We start from the raw sequence: 16,130 nt of genomic DNA on the forward strand, positions 1-16,130 counted from the left end.
ACGATTCCGCCCGAGGGGCGGGCACCCGGATCACCCGGCGTGCCCGCCCCTCGGGCGTTCGCTCAGACCGGGCGGCCCGCCTTGATCACGTGGCGCAGGTGGCGGTCGGGGCGGGTGAGGACGGTGATGTCGGCCAGCGGGTCGCCGTCGACGACCAGGAGGTCCGCGTGGGCGCCCGGCGCCAGCGTGCCGATCTCGCCCGCCATGCCGAGCAGCCGGGCCGCCGTCGTCGTCGCCGAGCGCAGGACGTCCGCGACCGGCTGCACCTGGGCGCGGATGGTGAACTCCTCCAGCTGCGCCGGGTGGAGCGGGCCGAGCAGGTCGCTGCCGTACACGAGGTTGACGCCCGCGCGGTGGGCACGCTCCAGCGCCTCCAGGCCGCGGTCGCGGACCTCGGCGAGCTTGCCGACCGAGGCCGGCGGCAGGCCGGAGCGGGCGCCCAGCTTCGCGGTCTGCTCGTAGGCGACCAGGGTCGGCACCAGGAACGCGTCCTTCTCCAGGAGCAGCTCGACCGTCGTGTCGTCCAGCAGGTTGCCGTGCTCGACGCAGCGCACGCCCGCCCGCAGCGCCCGGTCGATCGCGCGCGGGTGGTAGGCGTGCACGGTGACGTACCGGTTGTGGTTCTCCGCCTCCTCGACGGCCGCCCGGATCTCCTCCTCGCTGTACTGGACGGCGCCGATCTCGTCGTGCGGGGAGGCGACACCGCCCGACAGCAGGACCTTCAGGTGGCGGGCGCCCTTGCGGAACTCGTCGCGGGCGGCGGCCCGGACGGCGTCGACGCCGTCGGCGATCCGGCCGAAGTTGGGGCGGGACTCGCAGCAGGGCAGCGCGTCGTCGCCGAGCGGGCGCAGGTCGCCGTGGCCGCCGGTCTGGGACAGCGCCTTCCCGCCGTGGAGCAGCCGGGGGCCGAGGGCGAGGCCCTCCTCGAGGGCGCGGGTCATGCCGTGGTCGGCGCCGCCGACGTCGCGGACGGTGGTGAAGCCGCGGCGCAGCATGCGCCCGGCCTCGGCGAGGGCGCGGACGGTCGCGTAGCCGGGGGTCCAGTTCGGGACGTCGTGCAGGTCGAGCGTGGTGACGAGCAGGTGCACGTGGGCGTCGATCAGGCCGGGCAGGACGGTGTCCCCGGCGGCGTCGAGGACCCGGACATCGTCGCCGACGGCGGGCGGGCGGCCGAGTCCGGTGGCGGCGATCCGGCCGTCGGCGGCCTCGATCCAGCCGAGGTCGGTGCGGACGCCGTCCTCGGGGTGGAGCAGGCGGGCGTTGGTGATCAGCAGTCGGCTCATGGGCGGGACCTCCGGGTCGGCCAGTTCAGTACGGCTCGTATTGAATACGACTCGTACTGAATACACCATGTATCGTTCTCTTGTGAACCCACCTCCCTCCGAGCCGATTGCCGAGCCGATTGCCGACCCGACCGCCGTTCCGCGGCCGCCGCGCCGGCGCGTCCACACCCGTGCGCGGCTCCTGGCCGCCGCGGGCGAGCTGTTCCTGACCGTCGGCTTCGCGCGGACGAGCATCGAGGACGTCTGCGCCGCCGCCGGCTACACCCGCGGCGCCTTCTACTCGAACTTCGGCAGCAAGGAGGACCTCCTGCTCGCGCTCTTCGACGAGCAGGCGGCCGGCCGGATCGCCCAGTTGGAGGAGCTGGCCGCGGCCTGCGGGGCGCTCGCGCCGCGGGAACGGGCCCGGCGGCTCGTCGAGGCACTGCTGCGGGTCGAGCCTGCGGAGACCGGGTGGATCCTGCTGTTCCTGGAGTTCCGGCTGGTCGCCGCCCGCACCGAGGGGCTGGCCGAGCGGGTCGCCGCGCACGACCGGGAGGTCTCGCAGGCGCTGGCCGGCGTGCTGGAGCGGGCGCTGCCCGAGCTCGTGCCGTCGGGCGCCACGGCCGGGCAGGCCGCGGCGGTGATGCTCGCCGCGCGGGAGGGGCTGCTGGCGCGGACGGCGGCGGGCGGCGCCGTCGCGGAGGACCTGCTCGACGCGACGGCGGCGGTGCTGTCGGGGGTGCTGGGCTAGCAGCCCGCGCCCCGGGAACGCGCAGGGGCGGCACCCGTTCCGGTACGGGTGCCGCCCCTGCGGGGATTGCGGGTGCCGCTAGACGATCAGACTCAGCGGCATGATCAGGGCGATCGCGACGACCGAGATCACCGTCTCCATCACCGACCAGGACTTCAGCGTCTGGCCGACGCTCATCCCGAAGTACTCCTTCACCAGCCAGAAGCCGGCGTCGTTCACGTGGGACAGGAACAGCGAGCCGGCGCCGATCGCGAGGACCAGCAGCGCCGCGTGGGTCGAGGACATGTGCGCCGCGAGCGGGGAGACGATGCCCGCCGCCGTGATCGTGGCGACCGTGGCCGATCCGGTGGCCAGGCGGATCAGCACCGCGATCAGCCAGCCCAGCAGCAGCGCCGAGACGTGCCACTTGCCGGACCACTCGCTGACCGCGTTGCCGACGCCGACGTCGATCAGGGTCTGCTTGAAGCCGCCGCCCGCGCCGACGATGAACACGATGCCGGCGACCGGGCCCAGCGACCGCCCGACGGTGTCGGAGATCCTGGCCCGGTCGAAGCCCGCGGCCCGGCCGAGGGTCAGCATCCCGAGCAGGGTCGCGGCGAGCAGCGCGACCAGCGGCGAGCCGACGAAGTCGAACACCCGCCGGCCGAGCGCCTTCGGGTCGTCGATCACGACGTCCGCGAGCGCCTTGCCGAGCATCAGCGCGACCGGCAGCAGAATGGTCGCCAGGACCGCGCCGAACGACGGCGTGCGCTCGGGCTTCGCGGTCTCCTCCGGGGCGGTCGCGGCCGGGATCTCCAGCGGGCCCACCCAGCGCTCCGCCACCCGGGCGAACAGCGGACCGGCGATGATCAGGGTCGGGATCGCGACCACCAGGCCGAGCGCCAGGGTGATGCCGAGGTCCGCCTTCAGCGCGTCGACCGCCACCAGCGGGCCCGGGTGCGGGGGCACCAGGCCGTGCAGCACCGACAGGCCGGCGAGCGCCGGTATGCCGATCCGCATCAGCGGCACGTTGCCGCGGCGCGCCACCAGCAGCACGATCGGGATCAGCAGCACGACGCCGACCTCGAAGAACAGCGGCAGCCCGAGCACCGCCGCGATCAGCGCCATCGCCCAGGGCAGCGCCTTCTTGCCCGACCGGGCCAGCACCGTGTCCGCGATGATGTTGGCGCCGCCCGAGTCGGCGAGCAGCTTGCCGAGCATCGCGCCGAGGCCGATCAGCAGGCCGACGCTCGCCACGGTCGAGCCGAAGCCGGTCGAGAAGCTGTTCAGCAGTTTGTCGAACGGCACGCCGGCGACCGCCGCCAGCAGGCCGGAACCCAGCGTGAGGGCGAGGAACGGGTGCAGCTTGAGCTTGGTGATCAGCAGGACGATCGCACCGATGCTCAGCAGCACCGCGACCAGCAGCTGGGAGTCGCTGTCGGTGTGCGGAAGCGCTGGTGGGGCGGCCGCCGCAAGGAGAGCGGGGGACATGCTCATGCGCCCGCCTCGCTTCGCCCGGCAGGGGCATTCGCCCGTATGCGCCTTCTGACGGTTCGCTCGCTTCGCTCGCTCACGTGAGGTCTCCATTGACCGGCCGCAGCAGCGCCACGGCCGTCTCGACGAGTTCTTCGGGGGACGGGCCGACGTCCAGGACGGCGCCGCGCTCGTCCGCGCCCAGGGGTTCGAGGGCGGCGTACTGGGAGTCGAGCAGCGACGGCGGCATGAAGTGGCCGGTGCGGTGGGCGAGCCGGTCCTCGACCAGCTCGTGACCGCCGCTCAGGTGCAGGAAGAAGGCGCCCGGGCAGGCCGCGCGCAGGGTGTCGCGGTAGCGGTGCTTCAGCGCCGAACAGGTGACCACACCGCCGGTGCCGGATTCGGCCCGCTCCCCCAGCCAGCCGCCGAGGGCCCGCAGCCAGGGGGCGCGGTCCTCGTCGTCCAGCGGGATACCGGCCGACATCTTGGCGATGTTGGCCGCCGGGTGGAAGTCGTCCGCCTCGGCGAAGGGGAGGCCGAGGCGGTCGGCCAGCAGGCGGGCCAGGGTGGTCTTGCCGACTCCGGAGACGCCCATCACCACGACCGTGGGAGGGGTCCGCGGGAGGGCGTGGTTCTCGACGCTGAGAGCCATGGGTGGTGCTCCTTCGTTGCCTGGCCGCCACTATCGCTCCAAAGATATGACGTATTCAAGTGACGGAAACCAAATCGTCATACTTTTGGACGGTGGAGTGGGTCGCAGGCGGGTGCGCCGCAGCGGGGGCCGGCTCCGAGGCGTGGGGTCGCGGGCGGGTGGGGGTGCGCGGCGGGGGCGCGCCGACCGGGATGGGAGGTCGGCGTCTAGGCTGGGCGGATGGAGATCCAGGGGCTGCCAGGGCGGCTGCTTGACGAGCTCGGGCCGGCGATCGCCGGGGGTGACATCCCCGTGGGCGCGGTGCTGCGCAGCGAGGAGCTGGAGGAGCGGTTCGGGGTGTCCCGGACGGTCGTGCGGGAGGCGGTGCGGATCCTGGAGGGAATGCGCATGGTGGCCTCGCGGCGGCGGGTCGGGATCACCGTGCAGCCGAAGTCCGACTGGGACGTCTTCGACCCGCTGGTGATCCGCTGGCGGCTGGCGGGCGCCGACCGTCCCGCGCAGCTGCGGTCCCTGGGCTCGCTGCGGGTGGCCGTCGAACCGGCCGCCGCCGCGCTCGCCGCCGTCCACGCGAGCGATGACCATCGCCGTGAACTCAGTTCCCTGGCCGTCGAGTTGACGATGTCGGCGCGAGCCGCCGACCTCTCCACGTTCCTCCGGCACGACATCGCCTTCCACGCCACCGTCCTGAAAGCCTCCGGCAACGAGATGTTCGCCCACCTCGGGGACACCGTGGGTGCGGTGCTCACCGGGCGGACCGAGTACCATCTGATGCCCCATCAGCCGGAGCCGTACGCGATCCGGCTGCACCGCGAGGTGGCGGAGGCGATCTGCGCGGGGGACGGCGCCCACGCCGAGCAGGCGATGCGGACGATCGTGACGGGCGCGCTGGAGGAGCTCAACCAGCAGCTGGGCTGAGCGCCTTGAGCGGGCTCCGGACCGGCCGCAGGCGAATCGCGCCGGTTCACACGATTTGACGGCAGTTCGGTGGATTCGGACGCATGGTCCCGCTTGCGCGGGGCAGAGTTCGTACGGGGGCGCATCTCGTGTGCGCCCGCTCCGTGCCCGCCGCCGATTTCGTGCCTGGGGGTCGCCCGATGTCCGTGCCACGCCGCCGTCGCCGCCTGCCCGACGAGGTGCGCGCCGCCGCCGTCCGCGCGGTGCTCTCGTTCTCCTTCACCCTGGTGGGCGTGGTCGTCGCGACGCTGGCCTCGTACGCGGGCAGCTGGCTGATGACGCCCGCGCTGATGGCGATGGGGCTCGGGGTGTTCGGCACGATGTGGTGCCTGCTGGAGATCCTGATCTCGCGCCAGGTCGCCGCGCAGCGGATGCGCGCGCCCAACTCGGCGACGCCGATGGCCGGGAGCCGGGCCGCGTTCCAGGAACCCCTCGCAGCCCGGCCCTTCCCGCGGCCGGGCCAGTCGCGGGGGCCGGCCCAGGGCCCGTCGCGGGGTCAGTTCTCGGGCACCACCCGGTAGTGGGTGGTGAGCCGGCGCTCATCGTCCAGGACGTGGAAGGCGAGCATCGGCGGGTGGCTGAAGGAGACGCCCTCACCGCCCTCGCAGGGAAGGGTGACGGTGGAGACCACGCCGGGGGCGACGAGCAGCGGGAGTCCCGCGAAGGTCGTCGCGGCGGGCGTGTGGGAGTGCCCGCAGAGCAGGCCGACGACGCGGGGGTGGCGCCGCAGGACGCGGGCGAGGCCGGCCTCGCCGAACTGGCGGATGCCGTCGACGAAGGGTATGGCCAGCTCGACGGGCGGGTGGTGGAAGGCCACCAGGGCGGGCAACTCGGCGCGTCCGGCGGCGAGTTCGGCGTCCAGCCAGGTGAGCGTCCGCTCGTCCAGCAGGCCGTCGGGCCGGCCCGGGACGGACGAGTCGAGCATCAGCACGTCCGCGCCCGGGAGGTGGTGCAGCCGGTTGACCGGGCCTTCCCCCGGGCCGGCCGCCGCCCCGCCGAGCAGCACCTCGCGGTAGGGCGCCCGGCTGTCGTGGTTGCCCGGACAGATGAGCACCCGGTGCCGGGACTTGAGCACCTCGGCGACCTGCTCGTACTCGGCGGCCAGGCCGTGGTCGGCGAGGTCGCCCGTCACCAGCACGGCGTCCAGCGGGCCGGGCAGGGCGTCGAGGTAGGCCATCACCCGCTCGGCCCGCCGCCGGGCCCGCTCGCCGCGGTCCCGGCGGTGGTCCTGGCCGAGGTGGATGTCACTGAGGTGCGCGATCGTCAGCATGCCGATCACGCTAGCCAGTTCAGGACCGGTCGGGAACCTCCGCGGGTCGCTTGAACATCCGGGTGGCGGTGATCTCGCCGTGGATGGCCGGGCCGTCCGGGTCCTGCGGGGCCGGCAGGCCCGGGCGCAGGTGCTCCTCCACCGAGATGTACTTGAGGCCGGCCCGCAGGTCGGCGTCGTTGCGCAGCCGGATCACCAGGGGGAACTCGGCGAGCGCCGTGGTGTCGAACAGGCCGGTGGTGTAGATGAGCTGGACGCCGAGCGCGTCGGCCACGGCCCGCTGGAGCTCCAGCAGGTAGGTGGCGTTGGCGCGGCCGATCGGGTTGTCGAGGAACAGCGTGCCCGCGTGCCGCAGCTGGGACTGGCCGCGGTCGTTGGCGCGCAGCGCGGCCATCGTGCAGTAGAGCGCGATGGCGGCGGTGAGCAGCTGGCCGCCGGAGAAGACGTCGGACATCTGGCCGACGCCGACCCGCTCGGCGCGCAGCACCGCGTCCGGCTTGAGGATCTCGACGCTGACGCCCTTCGGGCCGATCGCGGCGGCGACCCCGCGCAGCAGCAGCGACATGCCGTCGCGGCGCAGGTCGCTGTTCTTCCGGACGGCGGCGCGGGTGGCCTCGTCGATGACCTCGCCGAGGCGCTCGACGAGGGTCGCGTGGTCCGGGTCCTCGAAGCGGATCCGCAGGAACTCCTGGCCCGACCACTCCCCCAGGCCCTCGGGCAGCCGGGACAGCCGCTGGGCGGCGCGCAGCGTGGTGAGCGAGGACTCGACCAGGCCGCGCAGGCGGTCGACGATCGAGCCGCGGTTGCGCTCCAGCTGGGCGAGTTCGTCGGTGAGCACGCGCAGCCGGGGGGCGAACGCGGCGGCCCACGCGGCGGCGTGCTCGGGCAGGGCGGACGCGGGAAGTTCGCGGATCTGCTGGCGGGCGGGGGTGCGCACGGCCTCGTAGCGGGAGGCGTTGGCGTGCCGGACGAGCGCGTCGGAGGCGTCACGGACGGCGAGTTCGGCGGAGGACAGCTCGGCGACGGCGGTGCGCAGGGCGCGGCGGGCCTCGGCGACGGCGGTGCGCGCCTCGGGGAGGGCGCCGAGGTACGGCTCGGCCGGCTGGTCCGCGTCCTCCTGGTGGTCGCGCAGGCCGTCGCGGAGCTGGCCGGCGAGCTCGTCGAACGCACCGGCGGCCGACTGGGCGGCGTCGAAGGTGCGCTGGAGGTCGGCGTGCGCGGTGCGGGCGGCGTCCAGGGCCTCGCGGCGCTCGGCCAGCCGGTTGGTGGCGGTGCGCAGGAGGGTCTGGGCGTGCTCGGGGTCGGTGGGGACGAGGTCCTCGGGCAGCTCGGTGTGCGCCTCGCCGTCGACGGGGGCGGAGCGCTCGGCGTCGCCGCGCAGGCGGCCGAGCTGCTCGCTCGCGGTGGCGGAGCGGGCCTCGATGGTGGCGACCAGCTCCTCGGCGCGCGCGGCGGCGGCCTGGCGGGCGGGGCCGTCCGCGCCGTCGGGGCTGGCGAGCAGTTCCTCGGCGCGGGTGCGGACCTTGTTGGTGAGGCGGTCGAGCTCGGCCGCGGCGGCGGCCTCGTCGCCCTCGGCACGGGCCTGCTCGGCGCGCAGGTCGGCGCCGACGCCGACCTTCTCGTACAGCTGGGAGGCGGCGCGGTAGGCCTCGCGCAGCGCGGGCAGGGCGGCGGGGGCGGTGTCGGCGGGCTCGTCGGCCTGCTCGGCGGCGGGGATCTCGGCGCGCTCGGCGCGCAGGGCGCGGGCGGTGCGGCGGGCGTCGTCGGCGGCGCGCTGGGCGGCGCGGCGGTCCTCGTCGCAGGTGCGGGCGCGCTCGGCGCACTGGGTCTGGCGGCGGTCGCACTCGGCGGCGTCGTCGGCGAGTTCGCGCTGGCGGCGGGCCCAGGTGGCGCGCTCGCGCAGGCGGAAGGCCAGGCCCGAGAGGGCGTCGGCACGGCGGCGGGCACGCTGGGCGGCCTCGCGGTGCTCCTCGTGGGCCGAGGCGGCGGCCGCGTGGTCGGTCTCGGCCTCGTCGTGGTCGGCGCGCAGCGTGGCGAGCGCGGCGGCGGCCTGCTCGGCGTGCTCGCGGGCGGCCTCGGCGGCGGCGGCGAGCTCGGCGAGCGTGCCGGGCGGGCAGCTGGCGTGCCAGGAGGCGAGGCGGGCGGCGAGGGCGCGGTCGGCGCCGAGGCGGGCGGCGAGTTCGCGGATGTGCTCCTCGCGGGCGCCCGCGCGGGCGCGCAGCTCGCGGCGCTCCCCGTCGGCGGCGGACTCGTCGTGCATGGCCGGGTTCGGCGGCACGAGGAAGAACGCGGGCTCGTCGGTGATCGGGGCGATCAGCGAGGCGGCGGCGCCCACCGCGACCGTCGACCGGGGCAGCAGCGCGGCGGACTGCAGGGCCTCGCGGGCCCGGTCCAGCGAGGTGGGGTCGGTGACGACCACGCCGTCGACGAGCTCGGGGCGGGCGGCCAGGATCGCCTCGTGGTCGGCCGGGTCGACGGACTGGGCGAGGTAGCGCCAGCCGGGCAGCGCCGGGATGCCGTGCTCGGCGAGGTACTCGACGGTGGCCAGGACGTCCGGGCCGGGCGGCAGCAGGCCGCCGTCGCCGAGGGCGGCGAGGATGCGGGAGTCGTCGGCGGCGGCCGTGCGCAGGTCGAACAGGGTGCGCTCGGCGGTGGCGATCGCCTCGTCGAGGAGCTCGCGCAGGTACTCGGCGTTGCGGTCGAGAACGGCGGGGGTGAGGTAGCCGGCTTCCTCCTCGCCGCCCCACCCGTCTTCGCTCCAATCGGTGGCGGCCGGCGTCAGGGAGAGCAGGTCGGCCAGGCGCGACTCGGTGGCGAGCAGGGCGGCGGTGCGCTGCTCGGCGGCCAGCGCACGGGCCGCGTCCTTGCGGGCGTCGCCCGCTCGCTCGGCGGCGAGCTCGGCCCGGCCGGTCGCGGCGGCCGCCTCGCGCAGGCGGGCGGCCGCGGCCTCGGCGACCGTCCGCGCCTGGTCGAGCGCGGCGCTCGCCGCCTTCTCGACGTCGGCGGCGTGCAGCGCGGCCCGGGCCGGGTCGACGTCACCGTCCGCGTCGATGAAGCCGGCCTCGACCGCGGCGGCCGTCTCCTGCTCGACCTCGACGAGGCGCTGGCGCAGGTGCTCGACCTCGCTGCGGGCCTTCTGGGCCGCGGTGGCGGCCTCGGTGGCGTCGGACTGCGCCTTGGCGCCGTCCTCCTGGAGCTCGCCCGCGCGCTGCTCCTCGGTGTCCGCGCGGGACTCGGCCGCGGCGGCGGCGGTCTCCAGGGCGCGGGCGAGCGCGGTGGCGGCGCGCGCCCGGGCGGCGAGCGCCGGGGCGGCGTCCAGCTCGGCCTCGCGGATGGCGGCGGCGACCCGGGCCACCCGGTCGGCGGCTGCGCGCTGGCGCAGCACCGCCTCGGCGGCCTGCCACGCCGCGTGCAGGGTGCGGGCGTCGATCAGCTCGCGGCGCAGCGCGGCGGCCTCGGCGGTGGCCGCGGCCAGGCTCAGCGTGGCGTGCCGGTAGGTGAGCTCCTCGGCGATCAGGTTGTGCCGGGTGCGGTCGGCCTCGGCGGCGGTGACCGCGCTCGCGGCGGCGGCGACCTCGATGGCGAGGTCCTGGGCGCGGTCGCGCTCGGCACTCGCGCGGGACGCGAGCGCGTGGGCGAGGCGGCGGGTGCGGCGTTCGGCGGTGCGGTGGGCCTCGCGGACGCTCTCGCGCGCGATGGTGGACTCGGCGATGCGTTCCAGCAGGTCGAGCGACCCGGCGGTGAAGTCGCGCTCGGCGGTGAGCTCCGAGCGCAGGCCGAGCTTGGCGGCGAAGCCGTGGACGAGGTCGGCCAGGCCGTCGGTGTCGCGGGTGTCGGTGACGGCGCGCAGCAGGAGGTCGGTGAAGTCGCTGTCGTGCTTGACCGCGAAGAGGCCGGCCGCCTCGCCCTCGTCGGCGTTCATCTCGCGCTGGTAGCGGAAGAGTTCGGGGTCGAGGCCGAGCTCGCCGAGGTGCTCGGTCCAGCGGTCGTGGCCGTCCTCGAAGACCAGGTCGAGGTGCGGGTGGGCCTTGCCGGCCTCGGTGAGGGCGTCGCGGAAGCCCTTCATGGTGCGGCGCCGGCCGCGGGCCTTCTGGTCGCCGGCCAGGCTGACGCGCTCGGCGACGGGCAGCGAGTCCAGCGTCAGGCCGGGGCCGGGGCGGAAGGAGTACCAGGTCTCGGCGAACTTGCGCGGATCGGAGGAGACCTGGCGGCCGCGCCACTCGCTGACCTTGCCGACGACGATCAGCTCGCCGGTCACGGTGTGCTGCCACTCCAGGGCCACGTGGCCGCAGTCGTCGGCGAGCAGGAACTTGCGCAGCACGCCGGAGCTGGCGCCGCCCAGGGTGTTGCGGTGGCCCGGGAGCATCACCGAGAAGATGAGCTTCAGCAGGACGGACTTGCCGCCGCCGTTCTCCAGGAACAGCACACCGGCCGGGGCCGGGCGACGCACCGGGCCCTCGCCGTCCTCGCCGAACAGGCCGATCTGCTGCGGGGCCGGGTCGGCGACGGGCTCGCCGACGCCGCGCAGGTCGAGCACCGTGTCGGCGTAGCGGGCGCCGGCCGGTCCGATCGAGTAGAGGCGGACCCGGTTGAGCTCGTACATGTGCGGCGGTTCTCCGTGGCTTACGTGGCTTGAGGGTGGGCGGGGCTCGGAGGGTTGGTGAACGGGGCGGGGTTCGGGCTGGGGGCCGTCGGGCCCGCGCTCAGAGGGAGTGGAACGGGAGGCCGGCGTCCGCCACCAGTTCGTCGGCGGTGTCCGGCGGCAGCAGGCTCGCGGTGCCGTCCGAGACCGGGACGATGCCGAGGTCGAGCAGTTCGGCCATCGCGGCGGTTCCGGCCAGGTCGCGGACCTGCAGCTGGTAGCGGGCGGTGGTGCGGTAGGTGCCGCCGGCGTCGTCCGAGACCTTCTGCAGGAAGCCGGAGTCGACCAGGAACACCACGGCCTTGGCGACGATGCCGATGGTGGAGCCGGAGAGCCGGCGGGCGTCCTTGGTGGCGCCGGTGGCGGTGCGCCGGGCCCAGACGCGCCAGGCGGCCTCCAGGCCGGGGGCGTCGCTCTGCGGGTCGGTGTTCGCGCCCTCGGCGTCGGCCTGCTCCTCCAGGCGGCGGCAGGCCTGGCGGACGAAGGAGTCGACGCCGTTGACGGTGATCCGGCCGAGGTAGCCGTCGTCGGCGAGGTCCTCGGGACGGGGGAAGGCCATCGCGGCGACGGCCAGGTGCGCGAGGCCGTGCAGGAAGCGGTCCGTCGACTCGGACGCGGCGCGGCGCGAGTAGTCGCCCATGCGGACGGCGAAGACCGAGTCCTCGGCGGCGGCCACGGCCATGCCCGCGCGCGGCGAGACCTCCAGCACCACCAGGCCCATGCCGGTGGCGATCGCGTCGGCGAGACGCGCGAACGGCGGGTCCTCGCGGTGGCGGCGCACCAGCTCGGCGTACTCGGCGTCGCGGGCGGGGAGCAGCTTGGCCTGGAGGCCGAAGGAGACCAGGCGGGCGGCGTCGGCCACGTCGGCCGGGGTGATCGGCGCGGGGGCCGGGGGCTCGGTCTCGGGCGCCCAGGACGTGTCGTGGTGGGTCGTCACGGGCGGTGCTCCTCGGGGCTGTCGCTGCTGGCGGTTCGAGTGGTCGGGTGGGTGGTCGGGCCGGTGGTCGGGCTGGTCGTCGGGCGGCTGGGCCGGTGCGGGGTCCGGCGGTGCGCCGGGCGGCCGGTCAGCCGGCTTCCTTGCGGTCGGCGGCCATGCCCACCGCGTCCAGGATGGCGCTTCCGACGATCAGGTCGGCGCCGCCGAACTCCCGGTCCTTCAGCGGGGTGCCGTCGTCCACCGCGAACAACAGCCGCTCCTCGCCCTGCCGGTAGGCCGTACCGACCGGCGGGCTGGCCGCGTGCACCGCGAGCAGGGCCACCAGGTACGGCAGTTCGGGATCCTGCTCGCGCGCCTCGGCGAGCAGGCCCGAGAGCCGGCGGGGCGCGTCGGCCGGCAGGTCCAGCAGCTCCAGCGCGGCCTCCAGCTGTGCCTCGGAGAAGCGGCTGTCGTCCGGCGTGGCGACGAGGTCCGGGTCGGGCAGCTCGGCGCCGAGGTGCTCGCGCTCGACCGGCGGGGTGAGCAGCAGGTCGACCAGGTCGGCGACGCGCACGGAGCTCGGGACGCGCAGGCCGGTGCCCCGGGCGAAGAACGCGCCGGTGGGGCGGACGGCCTGCTCTATCGGCAGCCGCAGCACGGGCGCGAGCAGCTGCCCGTACAGGTCGATGCCGCTGCGGACGCCGGGGGTGGCGAAGGCCTGCCGGTCCTGCTCGGCGCGGAACAGCGGGCCGGCCTCCAGCAGGCGGGTCTGCAGCTGGGTGTGGCGGCGGATGCAGTCCTTGACGATGTCGACGAGCTCGGCGGCGCGGCGCTTGTGCTCGGGCTCCTCGGCCTCGTCGCGGGCCTTGCGGATGTTGGTGAGAATCGCGTTCTCGTGGCGGTAGCGGTCGGCGATGTGGTCCAGCGCCTCGTCGATGAGGTCGGGGATCGTGCGCATCCAGTCGACGGCGCGGACGTTGCGCCGGGTCGCCTCCAGGGCGCGGCGCAGCGTCTCGGCGTACTGGACGGTGCGGTAGCGGGCCTGCTCGGCGGCGAGCTGGGCGTCGGCCAGGCGGCCGCGGCGGATCAGCACCTCCAGCTTGACCTCGGCGGCGATCTGGGCCGAGGTGACGTCCGTGTCCAGCGCGCCGACCAGGACGTTGACCGCCTCGTCGGTGGTGCGCAGGTAGACGCCGCCGTCGGGGCCCGGGACCTCCTCGATCAGCTTGAAGTCGTAGTCGCGGCGGACGTACTCGCCGTCCGCGCCGAAGGTGCCGTAGACGGCGCGGAAGCCGCGGTCGACGCTGCCGACGTTGATCAGCGACTCCAGCACCCAGCGGGCGACCCGCTCGTGCTCGGCGCCGGGACGGCCGGCGGCCTGCGCGGCGACCCGGGGCAGCAGCCGGGCGAGCACTATGTCGCGGTCGGCTCCGGTGTCGAAGTCCATGTGGAGGGTGACCAGGTCGATCGCCGCCAGGCCGACCTCGGCCATCGCGTAGCCGCCGTACTCACCGGCCAGGTTGACCTTGCGGTTGTCCAGGTCGTGCAGCGGTGCGGTGCAGGCCAGCGCCTTGAGCCGACGGGCGAGGCCCTCGTCGGCGGCGGGGCCGGGCGCGGGGCGCGCCGCGGGTACGCCGGTGCCGGCGGCGGGCCGGAGGCCGGGCGCGGTGGGCGGGTCTGCGATGGCGGTCACGGTGGACAAGATTAGAGGTTCGCACCGACATCGACCGAAACGGACCTTGCGGGCGGGCTGCCGCACGGGCGTGCGACGGACGCGCAAGGGGTGCGCGTGCGTGTCGGGGGTCGCGTCGGAGGTGGATGCGGGCTCCGCGGCGGGGTGGACGTCGGAGCCGCCCCCGATCGAATTGAACACGTTCAAACTCGAGGTCTAGAGTCGGTTCCGCGCCGGCGGGAAAGGTTCCGCCTGTCCCTCGGCCTGGAGGTTTGCCCCATGGACCACGACACCGCCGCCACCCTGCGCCGCGTACGGCGCTGGCTCTGGCTCTTCCTCGTCGGCCTCGTCCTGAGCGGCCTGACCGCCTTCCCCCTGGAGACCGAGACCCGCTGGCTGGCCGACTTCGCCGCCGGCCCCGCCGCCCCCCTCTGCGACCACTTCCCCGCCGCCACGGCCTGGCTCGAACGCGTCCGCGACGGCGTCGCCGAGACCAACGACCGCTTCCCCTTCCTCGCCTACGGCACCGACTGGCTCGCCTTCGCCCACCTGGTGATCGCCGCCGCCTTCTGGGGCCCGCTCAAGGACCCCGTCCGCAACGTGTGGGTCATCCGCTGGGCCGCGCTCGCCTGCGGCGCCGTGATCCCACTCGCCCTCGTCTGCGGCCCGCTCCGCGGGATCCCCGTCGCCTGGCGATTCATCGACATGTCGTTCGGAATCCTCGGGGTCGTTCCGCTGCTGATCGTGTTGCGGGCGCTGCGTCCGCTGGAACGTTCCTTCAGCGCGCCGACCGCCGCGAACTGAACACCCGGCCGGTGGTTGTGCGCCCCAGGCGCGAATCGACGGGGCGAGCGCTGGGTGCCGGCGCTCGCCGCCCGGGTCACGGTCCGCGGCCTACACGCGCAGGCCCTACCATCTCGCTCAACAGCTGCTGGGAGGCGGACGGGCGTGGCCGATGCGGTGATCGATCTCAATGCGGACCTCGGCGAGGGGTTCGGGCGCTGGACGCTGACCGACGACGAGGCCCTGCTGTCCGTGGTGACCAGCGCCAACGTCGCCTGCGGCTTCCACGCCGGGGATCCGGCGACGATGCGCCGGGTCTGCGCACTGGCCGCCGAGCGCGGCGTCCGGATCGGCGCCCAGGTCTCCTACCGCGACCTCGCCGGCTTCGGCCGCCGCGCGATGGACGTCCCGCCGGAGGAACTGGCCGACGAGATCGCCTACCAGATCGGCGCGCTCCAGGTGTTCGCCCGCGCCGCCGGCTCCCGCGTCTCGTACGTCAAGCCGCACGGCGCCCTCTACCACCGGGTGGTCTCCGACTCCGAGCAGGCCGAGGCCGTCGTCGCCGGCGTCCTGCGCGCCGGGGCGGTCTGCGACGGGCCGCTGCCCGTCCTCGGGCTGCCCGGCTCGCGGCTGCTCGCCGTCGCCGAGGGGGTCGGACTGCCCGTCGTCACCGAGGCGTTCGCGGACCGCGCGTACACGCGGGCCGGCACGCTCGTGCCGCGCCGCGACCCCGACGCGGTCGTGCACGATCCCGAGTCGGTGATCACCCGGGCCGTCGGGATCGCCCGGGACGGCACGGTGGAGGCCGTCGGCGGCGAGCGCATCGGCGTCGAGGCCCGTTCCCTGTGCGTCCACGGCGACACCCCCGGCGCCGCCCAGCTCGCCTGGCGGGTGCGCGGCGCGCTCGCCTCGGCCGGGGTCAGGGTGGAGGCCTTCGCGTGACGGCCGCCGCCGTCCGGCCGGTCGGCGGGAACGCGCTGCTCGTCGAGCTGGCCGGGCCGGGCGAGGTGGCCGCGCTGTACGGCTGGCTGCGCGAGCGGCGGGCCGAGGGCGCGCTCGGCGCCGTCGAGGAGATCGTGCCCGCGGCCCGGACCGTCCTGCTGGACGGCGTCGCCGACGTCGCCGCGCTCACCGCGCTGCTCTCCACCGCGCGTCCGGCGGCCGCGGACACGGCGCACGGGCCGCTCCTCGACGTGCCCACCGTCTACGACGGCGCCGACCTGGGCGAGGTCGCCGCGCTGTGGGGCGTCTCCGAGGAGGCCGCCGTCCGCATCCACACCGGGCCCGAGTACGTCGTCGCCTTCTGCGGCTTCTCCCCCGGCTTCGGCTACCTGACCGGCCTGCCCGAGAAGTACGAGGTGCCACGCCGGGCCACGCCCCGCAGCGCCGTCCCGGCCGGTTCGGTCGCCCTCGCGGGCCCGTACACCGGCGTCTACCCGAGCCCCTCGCCGGGCGGCTGGCAGCTCCTGGGCCGGACGGCGCTCGCACTGTGGGACGCGGAGCGCGAACCGGCGGCCCTGCTGGCGCCGGGCGTCCGGGTGAAGTTCACGGCCGTACGCGGGCGGTGATGTCCGGGCGGCCCTTCACGGCCCCCGCAGCAGGACCCCCCGGTCGTCCTCGACGGTGAGCAACGAGCGCTCCGCGTCGATCCGTTCGAGCAGCATCGAACCCGGAACTCGTCGAGCGACGCGGCCAGAGCGTCCGGCACCTCCACGGACGCGGGCTCTTCGAGCACGCCTCCAGCCTTGGCCGCCGTCGAACCCCGGCCCACCCTGC

13 protein-coding genes are annotated in these 16,130 nt (G+C 75.3%); 6 read left to right on the forward strand and 7 right to left on the reverse strand.

From position 1 onward, the window contains the following. Positions 1 to 62 precede the first annotated feature (62 nt). A complete protein-coding gene (locus PUR71_RS11555; RefSeq protein WP_329926741.1) occupies positions 63 to 1,283 on the reverse strand; it encodes a metal-dependent hydrolase family protein in 1,221 nt (406 codons plus the stop codon). Between the two features lie 82 nt (positions 1,284 to 1,365). Here PUR71_RS11555 and PUR71_RS11560 point away from each other — a divergent pair, with 82 nt between their 5' ends. Continuing rightward, positions 1,366 to 2,013 carry a TetR/AcrR family transcriptional regulator gene (locus PUR71_RS11560; RefSeq protein ID WP_329926744.1) on the forward strand — a complete coding sequence of 216 codons (648 nt, stop codon included), beginning with the start codon at positions 1,366 to 1,368 and terminating at the stop codon, positions 2,011 to 2,013. A 78-nt stretch (positions 2,014 to 2,091) separates the two neighbouring features. Here PUR71_RS11560 and PUR71_RS11565 read toward each other — a convergent pair whose 3' ends face one another. Beyond that, on the reverse strand, positions 2,092 to 3,489 hold the full coding sequence (locus PUR71_RS11565; RefSeq protein WP_443077424.1) for a GntT/GntP/DsdX family permease: 1,398 nt from the start codon (positions 3,487 to 3,489) through the stop codon (positions 2,092 to 2,094). A gap of 73 nt (positions 3,490 to 3,562) precedes the next feature. Next, a complete protein-coding gene (locus PUR71_RS11570; protein WP_329926746.1) occupies positions 3,563 to 4,117 on the reverse strand; it encodes a gluconokinase in 555 nt (184 codons plus the stop codon). A gap of 219 nt (positions 4,118 to 4,336) precedes the next feature. On the opposite strand from PUR71_RS11570, the gene PUR71_RS11575 reads away from it, so the two are divergent. Together PUR71_RS11575 and PUR71_RS11580 are read left to right on the forward strand one after the other, a co-directional pair. Beyond that, the gene (locus tag PUR71_RS11575) at positions 4,337 to 5,032 is read left to right on the forward strand and encodes a FadR/GntR family transcriptional regulator (RefSeq protein ID WP_329926748.1); all 696 of its coding nucleotides are present in this window, start codon (positions 4,337 to 4,339) and stop codon (positions 5,030 to 5,032) included. Positions 5,033 to 5,211: 179 nt separating this feature from the next. After that, a complete protein-coding gene (locus PUR71_RS11580) occupies positions 5,212 to 5,592 on the forward strand; it encodes a hypothetical protein (protein WP_329926750.1) in 381 nt (126 codons plus the stop codon). Here the strand turns inward: PUR71_RS11580 and PUR71_RS11585 are convergent. The 4 genes from PUR71_RS11585 to PUR71_RS11600 all read right to left on the reverse strand — a co-directional run bounded on the left by PUR71_RS11585 (position 5,568) and on the right by PUR71_RS11600 (position 13,583). Then, on the reverse strand, positions 5,568 to 6,341 hold the full coding sequence (locus PUR71_RS11585; protein WP_329926752.1) for a metallophosphoesterase: 774 nt from the start codon (positions 6,339 to 6,341) through the stop codon (positions 5,568 to 5,570). The two genes, PUR71_RS11580 and PUR71_RS11585, sit on opposite strands and share 25 nt — an antisense overlap. A 19-nt stretch (positions 6,342 to 6,360) precedes the next feature. Further along, on the reverse strand, positions 6,361 to 10,944 hold the full coding sequence (locus PUR71_RS11590; RefSeq protein WP_329926754.1) for a hypothetical protein: 4,584 nt from the start codon (positions 10,942 to 10,944) through the stop codon (positions 6,361 to 6,363). 100 nt (positions 10,945 to 11,044) lie between these two features. Further along, positions 11,045 to 11,920 (reverse strand): hypothetical protein, encoded by an 876-nt coding sequence (locus tag PUR71_RS11595; protein ID WP_329926756.1) that lies wholly within the window; start codon positions 11,918 to 11,920, stop codon positions 11,045 to 11,047. A gap of 127 nt (positions 11,921 to 12,047) precedes the next feature. Next, positions 12,048 to 13,583: a hypothetical protein gene (locus PUR71_RS11600; RefSeq protein ID WP_329926843.1), complete on the reverse strand. Its 1,536-nt coding sequence runs from the start codon at positions 13,581 to 13,583 to the stop codon at positions 12,048 to 12,050. A 267-nt stretch (positions 13,584 to 13,850) separates the two neighbouring features. On the opposite strand from PUR71_RS11600, the gene PUR71_RS11605 reads away from it, so the two are divergent. The 3 genes from PUR71_RS11605 to pxpB all read left to right on the forward strand — a co-directional run bounded on the left by PUR71_RS11605 (position 13,851) and on the right by pxpB (position 15,922). Continuing rightward, positions 13,851 to 14,375 carry a hypothetical protein gene (locus PUR71_RS11605; RefSeq protein WP_329926758.1) on the forward strand — a complete coding sequence of 175 codons (525 nt, stop codon included), beginning with the start codon at positions 13,851 to 13,853 and terminating at the stop codon, positions 14,373 to 14,375. 144 nt (positions 14,376 to 14,519) lie between these two features. Continuing rightward, positions 14,520 to 15,296 carry a LamB/YcsF family protein gene (locus tag PUR71_RS11610; protein ID WP_329926760.1) on the forward strand — a complete coding sequence of 259 codons (777 nt, stop codon included), beginning with the start codon at positions 14,520 to 14,522 and terminating at the stop codon, positions 15,294 to 15,296. Continuing rightward, positions 15,293 to 15,922 (forward strand): 5-oxoprolinase subunit PxpB, encoded by a 630-nt coding sequence (pxpB, locus tag PUR71_RS11615; protein WP_329926762.1) that lies wholly within the window; start codon positions 15,293 to 15,295, stop codon positions 15,920 to 15,922. Before PUR71_RS11610 ends, pxpB begins: the two co-directional genes overlap by 4 nt. The last annotated feature ends 208 nt before the right edge of the window (positions 15,923 to 16,130 follow it).

The organism is Streptomyces sp. SP17BM10 (genome assembly GCF_036322405.1).
Classification (GTDB): Bacteria; Actinomycetota; Actinomycetes; order Streptomycetales; family Streptomycetaceae; genus Kitasatospora.